A 20375-nucleotide genomic window follows, 5' to 3' on the forward strand; every position below is an offset into this window, starting at 1 on the left:
AAGTAAAATATTCGTCCGTCTATAAATCTAGTTTTGAATTACGTGACAAATTCATTCGCAATTGTCTGAGGCAGGAGGTATTCATCTCTAATGTTTCTGCGATAAATTGATTACTTGCCGCAATTTGACGAGTTTTACAAATGAAAATGGTTTTGCCTACTTTTGCCGAAACAAAAGTAGGTCGAACCAAAGGTTTTAACCTATATCTAAATTACAGATGGTTTGACTCCGGTGTGATAAGGCCTTTTAATCAACTTATAATAATTTGCTGAAGTCATAGCACAGGATTGCTCAGTGAAACTCGACCCCATCGACCCACAAAAATTTACCGATTTTGTCAGCTACTCAGAAAAAAAACGTACCCCCTGGGAACGCTTTCTGGACAAAATCAAACCGCGCTCTGCAGCAATGCGAACCACTGTACTGGTGGTCTTTGTGGTCTGTTTCAGCCTGTTCATGTCAATCTGGTTTTTCTGGCGTACGCTTTATCTACCCGAAATTCAGCAACACGCGCGTTATCTGGCCATGGAGCTGGAGATTCTCAACAATCCGGACCTGCGTCTTTATCACAAGGAACAGGAAGTCGATATTGATAGCTGGCTCAAAAACCGGATCGGAATCGAATATGTCACCAATCCGGCTGAATATCCCAATGTAAAAGACAAGGTTATTGCCGAATTCTTTACCAACCAGATTGAAACCAAACTGGCCAAAGAATTAAGAATCGAACAGGCAACCGTTTATTTCCAGTTCAAGCCAAGTCCACGCATCTGGATCCAAACCCCTGAAATGAATGGCAACTGGGTACGTGAACCTCTTAAGACCTATGCCAACTATAGCCCTGAACTGATTCTAGGCTGGCTGCTTGGTACACCACTCATTGCCGGTATTATTATTCTGACCCTGGTGCGTCAGCTGAACCGTCCTTTACGCCGCTTGCAGAATGCAGCGAACAGCTATAGTAAAAATGGTTCCGCTCCTTATCTGGATACCAATCATGGTCCGCTGGAAATCCGTCAGGTGAATCATGCCTTTAACCAGATGATTTATACCTTGGATCAAACCGAGCGTGATCGTCGAATCATGCTCGCGGGGATTTCACATGACCTGCGTACACCGTTGACCCGTATCCGTCTGAGCGCAGAAATGATGCCGGATGAAGACTTTCTCAAAGAAGGGCTGATTTATGACGTCGAGGATATGGATGCCATTCTGAACCAGTTCATTTCCTATATGCGGGATGGCTCCGATGAAGAGCTGCAAGAAACCAATGTCAATGTACTGTTGCAGGAACTGGTCAAGCAGTTTAAGCCACTCGATATTCGCTTTACACCTCAAGAGATACCACTGGTTGAAGTACGCAGTATGTCGCTGAAACGCCTGATTGGTAACCTGATCAACAACTCTAAACGCTATGGTGCGGAACCGATTGAGCTTGCTGCCTATGTGCAGGACCATAAACTGATGATCAGTGTGGCCGATCATGGTGAAGGGATTCCAGAAGACCAGATTGAAGCGCTGATGCAACCCTTTGTTCGTGGAAATTCTGCGCGTACCGTACAAGGCAGTGGTCTGGGTCTGGCCATTGTCAAACGTATTGTAGATATTCACTCAGGTGAGCTGCATATCCAGAATCGGCCTGAAGGCGGTCTAGAAGCCATTATTGCCTTACCCCTGAAAACAGCAGATTCAGAGGCATCTACTGCCCCAACCACCTTGGATAAAATTCGTCAAACGCTCACTGATCACTTCTAAGTAAGTGATCACAAAAGAATCAAACGACTTTTTAGTATTTCTATACAATTCATTTTAATTTTCAATAATTCAATTATTTAAAAAACATCATTTTTCATTATACCTACATTTAGCTAAAAAATTAGACCTTAGCCTAACACCTATGCAAAATACATTTTTTGATCGGTACAATCCGTATCATTATTTAAGAATTTATGAGAGTTGAAATGTCTTTAGATCGTATCCGTTTAGCCTCCCTACACAACAAAGTCATCAGCCCTGAACAAGCTGCTGAATTCATCGAAGATGGTATGACTGTGGGTATGAGTGGCTTTACTCGCGCTGGTGAAGCGAAGGCGGTTCCTTTAGCTTTAGTACAACGCGCAAAAGCAAATCCATTGAAAATCACGTTGATCACAGGTGCATCACTCGGTAACGATTTGGACAAGCAACTCACTGAAGCAGGCGTATTGGCACGCCGTTTACCGTTCCAGGTCGATAACACTTTACGTAAAGCGATCAATAAAGGCGAAGTGATGTTCATCGATCAGCATTTGTCTGAAACAGTTGAACAGATGCGTAACCAGCAGTTGAAAAAACCTGATGTAGCGGTAATTGAAGCAGTTGCGATCACTGAAGATGGCGGCATCATTCCAACAACTTCTGTAGGTAACTCTGCAAGTTTTGCAATTTTTGCAGAGAAAGTGATTGTTGAAATCAACACGAATTTAAGCCCGGCATTTGAAGGCTTGCACGATATCTACATCCCGACATATCGTCCAACGCGTCAAGCGATTCCATTGACTCAAGTGGATGAGCGTATCGGTACGCATGCGATCAATATCGATCCATCTAAAATTGTCGGTATCGTATTTAACAGCGAATTGCATGACTCTCCATCTACTGTAACCGCACCAGATGATGAGACGCAAAGCATTGCTAATCATTTGATCGCTTTCTTTGAAAAAGAAGTGGCTGAAGACCGTCTACCGAAAAACTTGGGACCTCTTCAAGCAGGGATCGGTTCAATTGCAAACGCCGTATTGACCGGTCTGAAAGATTCAAACTTCGAAGACCTGATCATGTACTCAGAAGTACTACAAGACTGTACGTTTGAATTGATCGACGCCGGTAAAATGAAGTTTGCTTCAGGTTCTTCAATTACCCTTTCTGCTAAATATGGCGAAAAAGTATTTAACAACCTTGAACAATACAAAGACAAACTAGTATTACGTCCACAGGAAATTTCAAACCATCCTGAACTGGTACGCCGTTTAGGTATTATCGGCATCAACACTGCACTTGAGTTTGATATTTACGGTAACGTGAACTCAACTCACGTTTGTGGTACTAAAATGATGAACGGTATCGGTGGTTCAGGTGACTTCGCACGTAATGCGCACTTGGCAATCTTCGTGACCAAATCAATTGCGAAAGGTGGCGACATCTCTTCAGTAGTACCATTCGCGTCTCACGTAGACCATGCTGAACATGATGTAGATATTCTGGTAACTGAACAAGGTCTGGCAGATCTTCGTGGTCTGGCGCCACGTGAACGTGCTCGTGCGATCATCGATAACTGTGCACACCCAATGTACCGTGATGCATTGAATGACTACTTCGACCGTGCATGTGCGAAAGGTGGCCATACACCTCACCTGCTTCGTGAAGCATTATCTTGGCACTCTAACTTTGAAGAAAATGGTCATATGCTTGCAGTAGAAGCTGCAGTCAAAACTGCTTAATTGACCGATTCAGAAAACGCCCTACGGGGCGTTTTTTTATGGGAAAAATAATAAATTAGCGAGGACAAATCCATCTATAAAAATCTGATCTGCTTAACTTCTTAAATATTTTGAATGATTAAACTGCACTTAGTCTGGATGCAGGGCTTTAAATTCCAGTTCTTCACCCTCATACTTCTACCAAGACAAAGATTAGAGACATGACATGCGCGTAGATATTTGGTCAGATGTGGTCTGCCCTTTTTGCTATATTGGTAAAAAACGTTTAGAAGCTGCTGCAAAGGAAAGTGAGATTGAGCTTGAAGTCCATTGGCATAGTTTTCAGCTAGATCCTGAAGCACCGGTCCGTCAGGAAGTTTCCAACTCTGAACGTTTGGCACAAAAATATGGCCGTTCAGTGGCAGAAGTTGAAGACATGCAGCGCAATATTGCAGCCATGGCTAAACAGGAAGGCATTGAATTTAACTGGGAAGGTGCCAACTCTGGTAATACCTTGAATGCGCATCGTATCATTCACCTGGCACAAAGCAAAGGTCTAGGCAATGAAGCTCAGGAAGCCTTTTTCTACAGCTATATGACGCAAGGCCTGCCAATTGGTGAACGTGAAACGCTGGAAGATGTCGCAGCGCGTATTGGCCTGAACCCGGTTGAAGTAGATGATTTACTCGACTCGGATGAATTTGCGGACTTTGTTAAATTTGACCAGGAAGTAGCGCGTGACCAGCTCAAAGTTACCGGTGTTCCGTTCTTTGTATTTGATCAACGCATTGCTTTGGCAGGTGCTCAGCCGAAGGAAGTTTTCTTGCAAGTTCTTGAAAAAGCTTTAGAGGAGCCACAGGAACAGCCAACAGCTGATCAGTGTTCTACAGATGCTTGTGATGTTCCGGCAAAGCCTGAATAAAAATTAAATCAAATCAAAAAATCCCCATTCAAGATGGGGATTTTTTATGAATGATATGAACTATTCAACCAGAAAACTAATCTTTAGATTGACACGATATTCGGTAATTTTATTGTCATTAATGACGACCTTCTGTTCATTGATCCAAGCACCTTGAACATTTTTAATCGTCTCTGTGACTTTCGCGATGCCAGTCTGAATTGCATCCTCAAAGCTTTTACTACTGCTTGAATTGACTTCTACCACTTTTGCAATTGCCATGATTTAACACTCACTCTGTGAAGATAGAAACATTCATCTTAGTTGATTTAAATTTCTCTACAGCTCTTAGCAAACAAGCGATAGCAAAAACTTACAGGGAATGAACAAATACTAATCTACCCTTACTGCTTTAAAAAAATTTAAATCTAGATCTCTAGTTTTAAATAATCAACAAATAAATGTTTACTTAAAAACTTCTAAAACATCTAAAAAATGTATAAAAAACAACCTAAAACCGTCTAGAGCAAATACTCTAAGATATTGTTTTATAGAGTATTTTATCTAAATTTAGTTGCTTTTCTTGCCGATTTGATCATTTTTTATTAATTGCCATTTGATATTATTTTTCACGTGATTTAGGACTAACTTTTTTCTTGTTCAAACTCTTGAACACCCAGATATCAAAAGGTCATGTTATGAAAACTGTTAAATTTTTATGCGCAGCAACTGTGATGGCTTTTTCTCTACAAGCTTCAGCACAAATGGCTCAAGTGGTTTATCTTCCAGATTTCCCTGTAAGCAAAGCACCAGTTGAAACTGTAGCAACAGATACTGCAACTGCAGAAACTGCAAAAGCGGCTTAAGTCTTTAAGCAAAATCTCCCAGCAGGCTGAATTATTCAGCCTGTTTTTATTTCAGGGCTTCGAAAATTTAACTTATTCTTCTATTTAAAGAGCATTAAAAACCTCATTATTTTTTACTTTATTTTGATTTCATTAACTTTTTATTGAAAAACAACTACCAAATTCGCTTAAAAAATACTCAAAATAATCAAGCATTTTGTCAATCAGATGCTTATAATCAGAACCTGATCTTTTATGGATTTCAGACTTTTTTGTTATGAACCAGCTTCAAGCATTAATACAGGGAAAAATTTCTCCGCAGGCAATTTCTGTAGATTTTTTGATTGAAATGGCTGAGCGTTATCCAGATCCCAACTCTACCGAATACAAACTGGTAGAACTTGCAGTAAATATAATCATGGCCAAGTCACTGGATAAAGCACTCAAATATATCTAGAGAGCTAAAATGAATGCTTTAGAAAAAGCAAAATTAATTAAAGAATTAAATGAATTAGGGCAGCAACTAGAACATAAATCCCTCAGTTTATATGAAGCCGCTCGATCCAAAAAACGACTCCAGGATATTTTTCATCTCTGTGATGAACCTGTTTTTAAAAATCAGATTTTAAGTTTTAAATCCCGTGTCCAGCCTGAGCTGGCAGCACATCAGTTTGCGGCGAGCACCGAGTTTCATCACTGTTATCGCGGTTATTTTAAGAATCCTGTCCAGCTGCAACAGGCACTGACTATGCATAGAGAAACAGGCTGGGCCTTTTTGCATCAGCCACAACAAGGCTGGCAAATCTGGCTGGGTCCTGTAAAGCAATCTGATTTTTTACATAGTGAATGGGATGAATTAGTAAATTCCCACAACTGGCTTTTGCAGCAACAGCAACAAGGCGCATATTTTCCTCTCGATCCCCAACTGGATATTCCGGCTTTATCTGTTCAGGATGCCGAATTCGATACGCTTACCCTGGAAATCGCGCGCTATCATCAGGGCAGTTTGCAGATTCAGACCAAGATCACTGTACCTCAACTATCTGAAACAATTAAACCTGATTTAGACAGAGCAACTAGCGAAACAGAAGAAGCCAAAACAGCTGAACTGCCTATAGAAATAGACAATACGAATAGTTCATCCTCTATTTTGATAATAGATGAAAATATTACTTTCCCTGAATCTATAGAGCTAGGTGAATTCTCTGCCCTGCTGCATCCATTAGAACATGCTGGAGCGACTATACGGCGTCTCTGTGCCCTAGAATTGCAACCGGCTACCTCCCAACCGGCTGATCTGGAAATGGCGCTATATTATGCTGAGGAAGACTACTGGCAGGCACGCCCTGTTTATCTTGCCATGCAGACCGATCAGCAAGGGCAAGGTTTGAAATATCTGATGCTCTTGGGTGCACCGAGTCTCTTGCAGGCCAATTCATGTATCCAGCACTGGGGCATACAGCGTGGATGGCGTTGTATAGAGATAAAATCCATATCATGGGCAGCTTTAGGTGCCTGCCTTGATCAGATAGACCTTTTCAGTGAAATGTATCTGCAACACGCCGAAACGGTCTGGATGCCTGAGGAAAGCTATGCCTATATTCCGGCTCGGCGTATTCATCAAAGGAAATTTATCAATTTTGAGGAAGCACCCGCTGATTTTTCCACTCCAATTCTATTACTACAGGAACATCAGAAAATTCGGGTGATTCATGGGGAACGCCGCCTGGCATTGTCCAATCAGGAAATCGCTTATCCTTATTTAATATTCAAGCGTGATAAGGATTTGAATTGGCAAAAAATTCATCAAATTGTTTTAGGATTGTCACAGCCGGTACAGGTTTTAGATCTTTATATGGCAATTCAGGCACAAATCATTAAATAATTGATGTAGTTATGTAGTTTATCCTTGCTTTTTTCCCTTATTTTTTAGAAAACTAGCGCAGTAAATAAAATACGATAAGAGCAAGAATCAACTCATGCGAATAAACCAAATTACTCGAATCTTATTGCTATCATTTGGCGTGGGATTAAGTAGTAGCCCAATTTGGGCAGAAGTATCTCCTACAGAACCTATAGAAACAGAACAGCCTACAGGTACAGGTACAGGTACAGGTACAGGTACAGGTACAGGTACAGGTATTTTAGATCAGATTCCACGCTTGATCGATGCCACGCCCACGATTTTACCTGAACAGTCAGACGAAGCGATGGTGCCCACTACTGAGGAAACAGAAGATAAATCTTGGGCTGACAAAAAGCAGAAAAGAATCCGTGAATGGGCAGACCGCACCGCACATAAGATTGATAACTGGTTTGGCCAGACCAACCCGGATGAGCCAGCAACAGCGACTTTGCGAATCATCTTGGATAATAGCTGGGACAAATATGAAAACTATGAAATCAAGCCGAGGATTCGAGGAAAAATCAAGCTTCCAACCTTGGAACAAAAGTTAAGTCTGGTCTTTGGTGATGACAGTCTGGATAACGAACTGGACACCAATGTCGCGATTACCAATGAAAATCCTGGCAATGCCCGGGATAAAAATCTGGATATTCGCCGTACCCGCGAGAACAACAGCTCGTTTGCACTCCGCTGGTCAGAATTTTCGAAAGGTCTACCTTTCGATAGCGATCTGGATCTGGGGGTACGTTCTGGGGATGATATCTATGTACGGGCCAAAATCAGTAAAGACTGGGCGATGCAGAATGACTTCTCTTTTCATGCCGAACAGATTTATCGCTATGGCTTGCAGAGTGAAAATTATTTGCGGACCAACCTAGAACTGATCCATGCCCGTCCCAATGAGGCCTTTTTTTCCAATCAGTTAAGTTTGACCTATGCAGATGAGCAGGAAGACGATCTGACTTGGGATAACTATACCTTCAGACAGCATCAATTTTTCCAGGGCAACCGCTTTAACTATGGTATCTATACGGGCGGCTATCTGGATGATAAAGATTTACGCTTAAATCGCTGGGGACCTTATGTGTCCTGGAGACAGCCTTTCTTACGTGAATGGTTCTTTGTGCAAGGCGACCTGAACTATCTGAATGATGACCGACTGGACCGCAGCCATTATCTCGGTGCGATGGTACGTCTTGAGGCCATTTTCTAAATTTGAACAAATCCGAAACTATAAAAGCCCATAAAATATGGGCTTTTTAATGTCTGAATCCAATGAGTTTTTATTGGCGGTGCTCAACCGTTGTAAAAGCAATACGATCACTACGAATCACACGTTTTTGCTGCAAAGAAGGTTGTTCCATCTGTGGCATATTCCATACTGCGCGGTCTGTACGCTGAATTCGTTTTACTTTTGGTGCTTCTTTTTTCATTGGTGCCTGAAAACTAATACGATCACTGCGAGTCACTTTTTTGGACTCAGTATCAGCCATTGTGGCTGCGCTCATTGACATCAGAATGATTGTACTCAGACTCATCATCAGTGATTTTTTCATGGGAGAATTCTCTTAACTTAATAATCGTTATTATAAATTAATATTTTAATTATTATCTATTTTATAGATTTAAAACTTAAAGGTATTTTTTTATTCTAGCTATCGCTTTTTTAAATCATTAAGGAAAAATTGAAGTTTTAAACACTAGATTCAGAACATAAAAAATCCCTCCGTAGAGGGATTTTTGAAGTATAAAAAATTAACCCAATAATAGACTGTTAATACGTTTTACATACTCAGCCGGATTTTCTGGTAGACCACCTTCTGCAATCATTGCCTGATCAAAGATTACATTGGCCAGATCATCAAACTGAGCAGAACCTTCGAGTTTTTTCACCAATGGATGTTCCGGGTTAATCTCCAGAATCGGCTTCACATCCGGTACAGGCTGACCTGCATCTTTCAACATACGGATCAGTTGTGGAGAAAGCTCTCCTTCCCCTGTGACCAGACAGGCTGGTGAATCAACCAGACGAGTCGTTACACGTACTTCTTTAGTTTTATCTTTCAAAGAATCTGTCAGCTTTTCAACCACAGGTTTGAACTGTTCAGCAGCAGCTTCAAGTGCTTTCTTCTCTTCCGCATCTTGCAGATCACCTAGATCGACTGCACCCTTAGAAACATTTTGCAATGGCGTACCATCAAACTCATGCACAAAGTTCATTGCCCATTCATCAACACGCTCTGACATCAGCAATACTTCAATGCCTTTTTTCTTGAACACTTCCAGTTGCGGTGAGTTTTTCGCAGCATTCAGGCTTTCAGCAGTAATGTAGTAAATCGCTTTCTGGCCTTCTTTCATGCGTGCTTTATAGTCCGCCAATGAAGTGCTTACTTCATCATTCGTTGAAGTTGCATAGCGCAGCAGTTTCAAGATACGTTCGCGATTACCGAAATCTTCACCCAGACCTTCTTTCAGCACTGCACCAAATTCGCGGTAGAAAGTTTTGAAGTTTTCCTGATCTTTTTCATCTTCAGATTTTGCCAGATTATCCAAAGTGGTCAGAATACGGCGGGTATTGCCTTCACGGATGGTTTTCACATCACGGCTTTCCTGTAGCAATTCACGGCTCACGTTTAATGGCAGATCGGCACTGTCCACCACGCCCTGTACAAAGCGCAGATAGTTTGGAATCAGGTTATCCGCATCATCCATAATGAAGACACGTTTCACATAGAGCTTGATGCCGGCTTTGGCTTCACGGGTGAAAATATCCTGTGGCGCCTTGCTTGGGATATAAAGCAGTTGGGTATATTCAGTACTACCTTCAACACGGTTATGCGCCCAAGCCAATGGTGCAGCAAAATCATGAGTCAAGTTCTTATAGAATTCGGTATATTGCTCTTCAGTAATCTCAGATTTATTCCGAGTCCACAGTGCGCTGGCTGAGTTAATCGCTTCCCACTCATCGGTCTTCACATATTGACCGCCTTTTGGTGTTTCACCTTCAGCAGCTTCTTCTTCCTGCCAGACTTCTTTTTGCATCTGGATAGGCAGGCTGATGTGATCTGAATATTTATTGATGATCTGTTTGACTTTATAGCTTTGCAGATAATCTAACGCATCTTCACGCAGATGCAGAATAATATCGGTACCACGGCCTTCTTTGGTGATCTGTTCAACTTCGAATTCACCGGTACCGCCACTGATCCAGCGTACCCCTTCTGAGGCATCCGTACCGGCACGGCGTGATTCTACGGTAATTTTGTCAGCCACAATAAAGCCTGAGTAGAAACCGACACCAAACTGACCAATCAGCTGCGCATCAGCTTTCTGATCACCCGTCAGTTTTGACATAAAGTCTTTGGTCCCTGATTTGGCAATCGTCCCCAGATTTTCAATGGCTTCTTGCTGGCTTAAACCGATCCCGTTATCTGAGATGGTAATAGTTTTATTTTCTGGATCGAGGCTGACACGAACGCGGAGGTCAGGATCATTTTCATAATATTCAGGATGATTAATGCCTTCAAAACGTAATTTGTCACAAGCATCTGAAGCATTAGAAATTAATTCACGCAGGAAAATTTCAGGATTTGAATAAAGCGAATGGGTCACGAGGTGCAGTAACTGTGCTACCTCAGCCTGGAAACTGTGTTTTTGTACGCTCAAATCGTTCATGAATCACTCCTATTATTTTAGATACAGATGTTAACTGCTGCCTATATGAATGGAGTGAGTTCAATAATTTTCAATAGCCTCAAAATAATTTTTTCGCAAAAAATATTTTTATGGCTTTCATTTTTATCAGTTTAATTGATGGGATGGACAAGACTTAATAAGGCCCCAGTTTATAGATACGATCGAAATGCAGATCCAGCTGCTGCTGACGCATGTTATAAACCTGACTCAAGCAGGATACGGATTCCTGGCAGCGGTCACGAAATTGCAGCCATTTCACCTGATCGCGTTGAATCACCGAACGTGTTCCCATCGGCACCATACGGCGCAAGATGTTATAGCTGGTACTCATTTTGACATCAGCATCATTCAGCAAACGATGTTCACAAATTGTTTTCTCAGTCGCAGTTGTCGCTTTCTGACAATTAAAACTGGCAGCATAACTCTGTGAAATAAACAGCGTGCTGAAGATCAAAAGACTCTTCGACAAAAAACTCATGCTTTGATCTTCCTTATTATTAAGTCGTATTCAATTAATATTTACTTTATTCGTTTTAATATATTTGAGTATTGCCAATCTGCTCAATTTCAATACGTTATAAATCGTTGTTATTTTGAAAAAAGCCCCATTCTTGATGAAGCTTTTGGAAAAAGTAAACCCAAAAATTGGAGCTTAGAATTTATAGCTATAACCGATCGTATAAACCCAAGGATCGATTCCAAATTCACCTAAATTAATTTTTGTCCCATCAGCAGCCTTTGCTTCCAGATCTGTATCTAAGTCTGCATAACGTGCATCAACAAAGACACCCCAGTTTTTTGCATCCGCTGGCTGGAAGTTAAAACCGACTTGGCCAGCTACCCCATAAGCAACATCTGCATCAAGCTTTGCTACACCTAATGCGTCTTTTGCAGTTTGGCTAAATTCTTCATCCCATGGAATGAATACTGTAGCACCTACACCGATATATGGAGTAAAGCGGCTTGAATTTTTAAAATTATATTTGGCTGTGATTGTTGGTGGTAGATGTTTTAATGATGCAATTTTCACATCACCCGCCATCTCAACATCATGTTTAAATGGGGTAGCCAATAATAATTCGGCTGAAATGTTGTCATTGAAGAAATATTCGACTGAAGGAGTAAAATTGAGTTCGCTACTTGCTTTAGCATCTTCAACTACACCAGGAATCAGGTCAGTTTCCTGAGTAGGTGCTAATACAGAAGCCCCCACTTTCACTTGCCATTGACCTGCCATCGCAGATGCTGAAAGACCCATTAATGCAATTAGAGCTACTTGCTTTAACATTTTAAAATACCCCAAGGGAAGAATAATTATTAAGAAAATATTTCTTAATTAATAATAAACATGGCTTAAATTAATATGCAATAGAGATTATAAAACTAAATTTTATTTATTATTTAAGTATATGTAATTATTAAAAATTTATTTTAAATTGACTATATTGGTTGGTTTTAAATACCCAGCAAATTAATCGGGTTAATATAACAATATTCAGAGTAAAATAATCAGGTTTATATTAATTTTATATTTAAATATATATTTTAAATACATCTTATAATTTATTTTAAATCTAGGCAAATCTGCTCCGGTTTATATCAGAGCAGATTAAAATTGACTTACAGAACCATGGCTGCAATCCAGCCAAAAATCATAAGTGGAATATTAAAATGAATGAAGGTTGGAACCACACTATCCTTCATATGGTCATGCTGACCATCCATATTCAGACCGGATGTTGGGCCTAGGGTTGAATCTGATGCTGGAGAACCGGCATCGCCCAAAGCAGCCGCAGTCCCGATGATCGCAATAGTTGCCGCAGGACTAAAACCAAATTGAATACAGAGCGGTACATAAATAATCGCCAGAATTGGAACAGTCGAGAATGATGAACCGATCCCTAATGTAATTAACAGACCAATCAACAACATCAGGAAAGCAGCCAGTGCCTGGCTATCGCCAATCCAGTTCACCGAAGCTTCGACTAAGGCTGGTACCTGATTAGTCGCTTCAATTACGGCAGCAAAACCTTGCGCGGCAATCATAATAAAACCAACCAGGGCCATCATACGCATACCGGTAATGATCACATCGTCTGCTTCTTTCCATTTAAAGATTCCGGCACAGCTTAAGATCGCTACACCGACCAGACCGGCAAGAATCATCGAATCTGAATAGAGCTGTACTGCAAGGGTTGCAAAGACAGCAACCGCTGCCATCCAGATAGTAAATTTAGCAATTTGTGGCTTTGCTGATTTTTGTTCCACACCCAGTTCCGCAGAGATACTTTGCTGCTGTTCCACATGGATATCTTTATACAGACGCGGCTTACGATAACTGATAAACATAGCTACCAGCAAACCCACGAACATACCTGAGACCGGAATCGCCATCGCAGCGGGAATCTGGTCATAAGTAATCTCAAAGCCATAGGGCTTACCAAAGGTATTGATGTTATGGCCCAAAATATCGTTCAGGAAGATGGCACCAAAACCGACTGGAACCAGCATATATGTTCCCACCAAACCAAAGGTCAGCAGACAGGCCACCAAACGGCGATCCAGCTTCAGATGGTTAAATACTAGCAATAACGGTGGAATCAGAACCGGAATAAAGGCGATGTGTACCGGAATCACGTTTTGCGAGAAAACGGCAGCCAATGCCACGGTACAGAAGATCAGATATTTAACCTTGTTCTGTGCCTTTTCTGATGCCTCACCTTTTAAGGTAGTAATCATTTTATAGGCCAGCAAGTCAGGCAGACCGGAACGTGCCAAGGCCAAAGCAAAGGCACCCAGGATGCCATAAGCCAAGGCAATTTTAGCGCCACCACCCAGACCATTGTTAAATGCGTCTAAAGTTCCCTGGAGGCCAAGACCTGCCAGCAAACCACCCGTAACAGCACCAATGACCAGGGCAAAAACCACAGGTACACGTGCCAATGAGAGTCCAAACATGACTCCAATAGCAGCAAGAATTGCGAACATAATGAATTGGGAATGAGAGAAAACGGCTATTTTATCAGAAAATCCGGATAAAAATTCTTCCACTTATCCCTTGCCGAGTCACATTCCCAATCTCCGTATCAAGTGGCCGCTGTTAATTTTTGCTGAATAAAATTATGAATCAGATGAGCCACCTGTTCCGGTTGGCTCAAAATTGCCCAGTGATTGGCATTCAATTCTACCCGGGAAAAATCTTCTACCCATTTTGGCATTTCATCAATCAGATCCGGGCCAACAAACTGGTCCTTCTTGAGCACAATTGCCTGTACCGGACAGACCGCAAAACGCTGTCTAAGCCGAGATAAACGCGGCAAAAAGTTCGCCCTATACAGATTGACGCCATATTTGCCGTCTTTCACAATATTCTGGTTTAGCGGCAGATTTTCCTGCTGTTCCAGCTGACTGATCATTTTGCCCCAACGTTCTGCATTAAAGAAATTCCATGCTGTAGGCGCTATAAAAGGCAACTGGAATACCGCGATATACCAGGATTGGGTCATCTGTTTAAAAAACTTGGCCTTATGCTGTTTAAACTGTTCACGCATCCAGAAAGCAGCATGATCCAGACATGGACCTGACATGGTGCTAAAAGACAAAATCCGACCTTTAAATTTAGGTTCGGTGGCTGCTTCCCAAGCCTGGATTGAACCCCAGTCATGAGCCGCGAGGTGGAAAGCTCGTCCCGGCAGGACCTGATCAACCACTTGCTCTAAATCTGCACACAGACGTTCCAAACGATAGTCCTTAATTTTTTTGGGAACGCTGGAGTCTCCTGCTCCGCGCACATCATAGGTCACCACAAAATAATCCTGAACGAGGTGAGAAATCACCGCTTGCCAGACATCCTGATGGTCAGGATAACCATGAACCGGCACCAAAGCCGGTCGCTCAGGCTCGCCCCAGGTTTTCACATAGAGACGTTGATGATCGCTGGTATCTACCCACAAGCTATGTTTTTGCATAGATGTATCCTTATTCGCTGATTGACTCTTTTATTGTTGAAATAGGCACGATTTATCAATGCCAGCTTATTTTTGTTGTTCTAGTATGCATACAAGACCAGAAAAAAGAATATCCGCATGAGCCTATTACGAAAAATTCAGCAACTGCCTTTATTATCCAAATTTATCCTGAATCGCTATGCCCCTTATCGTGGAGCAGGCATTGTCATTGATGAAATGGACTTTACCAATTATCACGTTCGCGTGAAAATGCCACTGACTCGCAAGAATCAGAATATTGTCGGAGTACATTTTGGTGGCAGCCTGTATTCCATGGTCGATCCGTTTTATATGTTATTACTGATGCACCATCTGGGTCCGAAATACATTGTCTGGGATAAAAGCTCTACCATTCAGTTTCTAGCGCCAGGACGTGGAACGGTCTATGCGGACATCCGGATTTCTAGGCAGGAAGTGCAAACAGTGAAAAAACTGGCAGCTGACCATAGTCCGGTTTATCGCCAATATCAGCTCAATATTTATGATGATTCCGGTGTGCGTATCGCTGAGGTACAAAAGACCGTTTATATCCGCCTTAAACAGAGCAAAGGCAAGCCTCGAGAGGCTGAATAACAAAATATGAATAAACTAAAAGCGCCATGGAGGCGCTTTTAAATCGATCTGGAAGATAGCTCTGTCGATTAACGACGACGGTTGTTCTGTTCGATCGCTGCACCAGCACCACCACCGATGGCACCACCAATTGCAGCACCACCTGTACCGCCAAAGATGCTTTTACCCACAGCAGAACCTACAGCACCGCCGACACCGCTATAGGTCGCATTACGGTTTGAACCGCCTTGAGCTTTACTGCCGACTGCTGCACCGGCACCACCGCCAACTGCTGCACCAACACCACCACCCACTCTGTTACCTACACCACCACCCACTGCACCACCAAGCGCAGCTGCGCCAATACGCTGATCTTTAGCAGACATATTTTCACAGCCTGCCAACATAAAAATGGAGATAGTTGCAACAGCCATTACGCTCATTAACTTTTTCATGATCTTGGCCTTCCTTCGTGCTTTGACTTAAGATTAACCTGATTTTAAGGAGCGATTCATAACAAGATGTTAAATCTTGAAACCCTCATGATTTATTTTGTAAAGAGCGCATGAAAGATCATGTTTTATTGATGATTTCTCTATATTTAGGATAAGTAACTTCCAGATCATTTGACCTTTTCTAGCGATATAAATATGAATAATTTGGGAAATAAAAAAGCCACCCGAAGGTGGCTTTTTAAAATGATTTAGCGGCTAATTACAGACCGTTAAATTCATCGCTGAATGCTTGGCTCAACGCTTGGTCTACATCAGAGAAGTCATTGTGCAGTTCAAATTCTGCAGCTTCTGCTTCTTGACGACGACGCTCTAAGTGGTAAGCCAGACCTGTACCCGCTGGGATCAGACGACCTACAACTACGTTTTCTTTCAGACCGCGTAGATCATCTTCTTTACCTGTTACAGCCGCTTCAGTTAACACACGAGTGGTTTCCTGGAACGATGCAGCAGAGATGAACGAGTCAGTAGAAAGCGAGGCTTTGGTAATACCCATCAATTGACGTTCAAACTTCGCAGGGAACTTGTTCTGCGCAAGAACAGCTTGGTTCTCTTGCATTACACGGATGTAATCCACTTGTTCACCTTTGATGAAGCTTGTATCGCCACCGTCAGTGATGTCCACTTTACGCAGCATCTGACGTACGATCACTTCAATATGCTTGTCGTTGATTTTTACACCTTGCAGACGGTAAACGTCCTGAACTTCGTTCACGATGTAGTTGGTCAACGCCACTTCACCTTTCAGACGTAAGATGTCATGCGGGTTCTGTGGACCATCAGAAATGGTTTCACCACGGTTCACATGTTCACCTTCGAACACGTTAATGGTACGCCATTTCGGAATCAGTTCTTCGTAGATCTCAGAACCATCATCCGGAGTAATCACCAGACGGTTTTTACCTTTGGTCTCTTTACCGAAGCTTACAACACCTGACACTTCTGCAAGGATTGCGTGTTCTTTCGGTTTACGCGCTTCGAACAAGTCAGCAACACGTGGCAGACCACCGGTAATATCACGAGTACGTGAAGATTCTTGTGGTACACGACCAATTACGTCACCCACACCAATAGTTTCGCCATCACGGACAGAAAGAATGGTGTTTTGTGGCAAGAAGTAGAACTGTTCGCCGCCATCTACTGTGTCAAGCACAACAGCTGGACGTAAATCTTTACCAGAAGCAGGACGTGCTGTTACAGGCAAGATTTCAACAGTGGTCATACCAGTTGCATCATCAGTTTTCGATGTTGCAGTTACACCATCAGCGATTTGGCTGAAGCGAACTTTACCAGCTACTTCTGTTACAAGTGGATGTGTATGCGGATCCCAAGTCGCTACGATACCGCCTGCTTCTACAGCTTCGCTATCTTTCAGCAAGATAGACGCACCGTATGGCAGTTTGTAACGTTCACGTTCACGACCTAAGTCATCTGCAATACCGATTTCACCTGAACGTGAAGTTGATACCAAGTGACCTTTGGCATGTTGTACAGTTTTCACGTTGTGGAAACGTACAGTACCTTTATTACGAACTTGTACGCTGTTTGCAGCAGAAGTTCGGCTCGCAGCACCACCTACGTGGAACGTACGCATGGTTAACTGTGTACCCGGCTCACCAATTGACTGAGCAGCCATAACACCCACAGATTCACCTGGGTTTACCAAGTGACCGCGTGCAAGGTCACGACCATAACATTTCGCACAAACACCGAAAGTAGATTCACAAGATACCACTGAACGTACTTTAACTTCGTCGACACCTTGCTCTTCCAGGTAGTTTGCAAGTTTTTCGTCGATCAATGTGTTACGCGGCAGAATAACTTCTTCAGTACCCGCACGTTTCACATCTTCAGCTACTACACGACCTAGTACTCGAGTACCCAGGTTCTCGATCACGTCACCGCCTTGAATGAACGGAGTCATGACAAGACCAGACAACGTACCACAATCCGGCTCAGTGATGACCAAGTCTTGCGCAACGTCTACTAGACGACGAGTCAGGTAACCAGAGTTCGCTGTTTTCAGTGCTGTATCGGCCAAACCTTTACGCGCACCGTGTGTTGAAATGAAGTACTGAAGTACTGTCAAACCTTCACGGAAGTTCGCTTTAATTGGAGTCTCAATGATCGAACCATCCGGTTTCGCCATCAGACCACGCATACCAGCCAACTGACGAATCTGAGCTGCGGAACCACGGGCACCAGAGTCAGACATCATGTAAATGCTGTTGAATGATTTCTGTTTCTCGTCTTCACCCTGTTTGTTCTTAACAGTCGTGAATGACAAGTTGTCCATCATCGCTTTCGCTACCTGGTCGTTAGTACGCGCCCAGATATCGACCACTTTGTTATAACGTTCGCCGGCAGTTACGAAACCTTGTTCGAACTGTTGTTCGATTTCACGAACTTCAGCTTCTGCTTTCCCGATAATCGCTTGTTTTTGTGGTGGAATGACCATGTCTTCCATACCAACAGAAACACCAGAACGAGTCGCTTGACGGAAGCCAAGGTACATCAATTGGTCAGCGAAGATAACAGTGTCTTTCAGACCCAGTTTACGGTAGCAAGAGTTGATTAACTTAGAGATGTTCTTTTTGGTCATCTCAACGTTAATCTGCTGGAAGTCCATACCTTCAGGCACAACTTCCCAAAGCAGACAGCGACCAGGAGTCGTATCTACGATAATCGTTTGCTGTTCACGTTCGCCGTTTTCGTTGATCACGGTTTGGTGTACACGTGCTTTCACGCGAGCGTGCATATCCACCTGACCAGTCGCAAGCGCACGGTTTACTTCGTCAGTATCTGCGAACACCATGCCTTCACCTTTGGCATTTACCGCATCACGAGTGATGTAGTAAAGACCCAAGACAACGTCCTGAGACGGTACGATGATTGGCTCACCGTTCGCTGGAGACAGAATGTTGTTGGTCGACATCATTAACGCACGAGCTTCTAACTGAGCTTCAAGTGTTAATGGTACGTGTACCGCCATTTGGTCACCATCGAAGTCGGCGTTGAACGCAGCACATACGAGTGGGTGAAGACGGATCGCTTTACCTTCAATCAGGATAGGTTCAAATGCTTGAAGACCTAGACGGTGAAGCGTCGGCGCACGGTTCAACATCACTGGATGCTGACGAATGACTGATGCTAGAACGTCCCAAACTTCTGGAGTTTCACGCTCAACCATTTTCTTCGCAGCTTTAATGGTTGTAGCCTGACCAGATGCTTGCAGTTTCGCAAAGATGAATGGCTTGAACAGTTCAAGCGCCATTTTCTTAGGAAGACCACATTGGTGTAAACGCAGGCTTGGACCTACGGTAATTACCGAACGACCAGAGTAATCGACACGTTTACCCAATAAGTTTTGACGGAAACGACCTTGTTTACCTTTGATCATATCTGCCAAAGATTTAAGCGGACGTTTGTTAGAACCAGTAATCGCACGACCACGACGACCGTTATCCAGCAATGCATCTACAGATTCCTGCAACATACGTTTTTCGTTACGTACGATGATGTCTGGAGCCGCAAGATCAAGAAGACGTTTTAAACGGTTGTTACGGTTGATCACACGACGGTAAAGGTCGTTCAGGTCAGAAGTCGCGAAACGACCACCTTCAAGTGGTACAAGCGGACGAAGATCTGGTGGAAGTACTGGAAGTACGTTCATCACCATCCATTCTGGCTTGTTGTTCGAATCGTTAAATGCTTCCATCAATTTCAGACGCTTAGAGGCTTTTTTAAGCTTAGTTTCTGAAGTTGTATTTGGAATTTCTTCACGTAGACGCGCAATTTCAGCTTCAAGATCGATATCTTTAAGCAAGTCTTGAACTGCTTCTGCACCCATTTTCGCGGTGAATTCGTCACCGTGTTCTTCTAACGCATTGAAATATTCTTCATCGTTAAGAAGTTGGTATTTCTCAAATGGAGTCATACCTGGGTCAGTGACAACATAAGATTCGAAATACAATACGCGTTCGATATCACGTAGCGTCATGTCTAATAAAAGACCGATACGGCTAGGCAGTGATTTCAGGAACCAGATGTGCGCAACTGGAGACGCAAGCTCGATGTGACCCATACGCTCACGACGAACTTTCGCAGTTGTTACTTCAACGCCACATTTTTCACAAATGACGCCTTTGTATTTCATACGCTTGTATTTACCACACAAGCATTCGTAATCTTTTACTGGACCAAAGATTTTGGCACAGAATAAACCGTCACGTTCTGGTTTGAACGTACGGTAGTTAATGGTTTCTGGCTTTTTAACTTCACCATGAGACCACGACTTAATCATTTCTGGTGACGCAAGACCAATACGGATGCGATCAAACTCTACTGGAGCATGACCGTCGGAATCCGTCTTTTTGCGCATGATATCGAGCAAGTCTTTCAATTTTTTTCTCCGTGTGTCGGGGAGATTTTCACTTCCCGACTGGGTCACAAATATTGTTTTTTAACTGAAATTTGGAATCTCCCCTAACCCCTCTTT

Annotated in this window: 17 protein-coding genes; 8 read left to right on the top strand and 9 right to left on the bottom strand. The window is 42.7% G+C overall.

What is annotated here, in order from left to right; translation table 11 throughout:
* Nucleotides 1-294 precede the first annotated feature (294 nt).
* From ACWM1W_RS14195 to ACWM1W_RS14205, 3 genes are all read left to right on the top strand, one after another.
* The gene (locus tag ACWM1W_RS14195; RefSeq protein ID WP_125278804.1) at nucleotides 295-1755 is read left to right on the top strand and encodes an ATP-binding protein; all 1461 of its coding nucleotides are present in this window, start codon (nucleotides 295-297) and stop codon (nucleotides 1753-1755) included.
* A gap of 206 nt (nucleotides 1756-1961) precedes the next feature.
* Nucleotides 1962-3479 carry an acetyl-CoA hydrolase/transferase family protein gene (locus tag ACWM1W_RS14200; RefSeq protein ID WP_004781704.1) on the top strand — a complete coding sequence of 506 codons (1518 nt, stop codon included), beginning with the start codon at nucleotides 1962-1964 and terminating at the stop codon, nucleotides 3477-3479.
* Between the two features lie 205 nt (nucleotides 3480-3684).
* On the top strand, nucleotides 3685-4380 hold the full coding sequence (locus ACWM1W_RS14205; protein ID WP_125278803.1) for a DsbA family oxidoreductase: 696 nt from the start codon (nucleotides 3685-3687) through the stop codon (nucleotides 4378-4380).
* 60 nt (nucleotides 4381-4440) lie between these two features.
* Here ACWM1W_RS14205 and ACWM1W_RS14210 read toward each other — a convergent pair whose 3' ends face one another.
* The gene (locus tag ACWM1W_RS14210) at nucleotides 4441-4641 is read right to left on the bottom strand and encodes a dodecin family protein (protein WP_005232506.1); all 201 of its coding nucleotides are present in this window, start codon (nucleotides 4639-4641) and stop codon (nucleotides 4441-4443) included.
* Nucleotides 4642-5057: 416 nt separating this feature from the next.
* On the opposite strand from ACWM1W_RS14210, the gene ACWM1W_RS14215 reads away from it, so the two are divergent.
* From ACWM1W_RS14215 to ACWM1W_RS14230, 4 genes are all read left to right on the top strand, one after another.
* Nucleotides 5058-5225, top strand: coding sequence for a hypothetical protein (locus ACWM1W_RS14215; protein ID WP_162835334.1), 168 nt, complete (start codon nucleotides 5058-5060; stop codon nucleotides 5223-5225).
* Between the two features lie 256 nt (nucleotides 5226-5481).
* Complete coding sequence (locus tag ACWM1W_RS14220) at nucleotides 5482-5661, top strand: hypothetical protein (RefSeq protein WP_034170986.1); 180 nt, start codon at nucleotides 5482-5484, stop codon at nucleotides 5659-5661.
* 9 nt (nucleotides 5662-5670) lie between these two features.
* A complete protein-coding gene (locus ACWM1W_RS14225) occupies nucleotides 5671-7089 on the top strand; it encodes a hypothetical protein (RefSeq protein WP_125278802.1) in 1419 nt (472 codons plus the stop codon).
* Between the two features lie 94 nt (nucleotides 7090-7183).
* A complete protein-coding gene (locus ACWM1W_RS14230; protein WP_034170985.1) occupies nucleotides 7184-8323 on the top strand; it encodes a hypothetical protein in 1140 nt (379 codons plus the stop codon).
* A gap of 70 nt (nucleotides 8324-8393) precedes the next feature.
* On the opposite strand, the gene ACWM1W_RS14235 is transcribed toward ACWM1W_RS14230, so the two are convergent.
* From ACWM1W_RS14235 to ACWM1W_RS14260, 6 genes are all read right to left on the bottom strand, one after another.
* On the bottom strand, nucleotides 8394-8666 hold the full coding sequence (locus ACWM1W_RS14235) for a hypothetical protein (RefSeq protein WP_004781691.1): 273 nt from the start codon (nucleotides 8664-8666) through the stop codon (nucleotides 8394-8396).
* 199 nt (nucleotides 8667-8865) lie between these two features.
* Nucleotides 8866-10785, bottom strand: coding sequence for a molecular chaperone HtpG (gene htpG / locus ACWM1W_RS14240; RefSeq protein ID WP_125278800.1), 1920 nt, complete (start codon nucleotides 10783-10785; stop codon nucleotides 8866-8868).
* A gap of 154 nt (nucleotides 10786-10939) precedes the next feature.
* Nucleotides 10940-11284: a lysozyme inhibitor LprI family protein gene (locus ACWM1W_RS14245; protein ID WP_005232518.1), complete on the bottom strand. Its 345-nt coding sequence runs from the start codon at nucleotides 11282-11284 to the stop codon at nucleotides 10940-10942.
* A 174-nt stretch (nucleotides 11285-11458) separates the two neighbouring features.
* A complete protein-coding gene (locus tag ACWM1W_RS14250; protein WP_125279597.1) occupies nucleotides 11459-12094 on the bottom strand; it encodes an OmpW/AlkL family protein in 636 nt (211 codons plus the stop codon).
* A gap of 332 nt (nucleotides 12095-12426) precedes the next feature.
* Entirely contained in the window at nucleotides 12427-13794 is a 1368-nt protein-coding gene (locus tag ACWM1W_RS14255) for a Na+/H+ antiporter family protein (RefSeq protein WP_005232521.1), read from the bottom strand.
* Between the two features lie 98 nt (nucleotides 13795-13892).
* Complete coding sequence (locus ACWM1W_RS14260; protein ID WP_448765242.1) at nucleotides 13893-14774, bottom strand: alpha/beta fold hydrolase; 882 nt, start codon at nucleotides 14772-14774, stop codon at nucleotides 13893-13895.
* A 117-nt stretch (nucleotides 14775-14891) separates the two neighbouring features.
* On the opposite strand from ACWM1W_RS14260, the gene ACWM1W_RS14265 reads away from it, so the two are divergent.
* Nucleotides 14892-15386 carry a DUF4442 domain-containing protein gene (locus tag ACWM1W_RS14265; protein WP_125279595.1) on the top strand — a complete coding sequence of 165 codons (495 nt, stop codon included), beginning with the start codon at nucleotides 14892-14894 and terminating at the stop codon, nucleotides 15384-15386.
* Between the two features lie 68 nt (nucleotides 15387-15454).
* Here ACWM1W_RS14265 and ACWM1W_RS14270 read toward each other — a convergent pair whose 3' ends face one another.
* Nucleotides 15455-15820, bottom strand: a complete 366-nt coding sequence (locus tag ACWM1W_RS14270; protein WP_125279594.1) for a DNA transfer protein p32 — start codon at nucleotides 15818-15820, stop codon at nucleotides 15455-15457.
* Nucleotides 15821-16079: 259 nt separating this feature from the next.
* Nucleotides 16080-20279 carry a DNA-directed RNA polymerase subunit beta' gene (gene rpoC / locus ACWM1W_RS14275; protein ID WP_448765241.1) on the bottom strand — a complete coding sequence of 1400 codons (4200 nt, stop codon included), beginning with the start codon at nucleotides 20277-20279 and terminating at the stop codon, nucleotides 16080-16082.
* Nucleotides 20280-20375 lie beyond the last annotated feature (96 nt).

This window comes from Acinetobacter sp. TW_SC_4, from assembly GCF_054861205.1.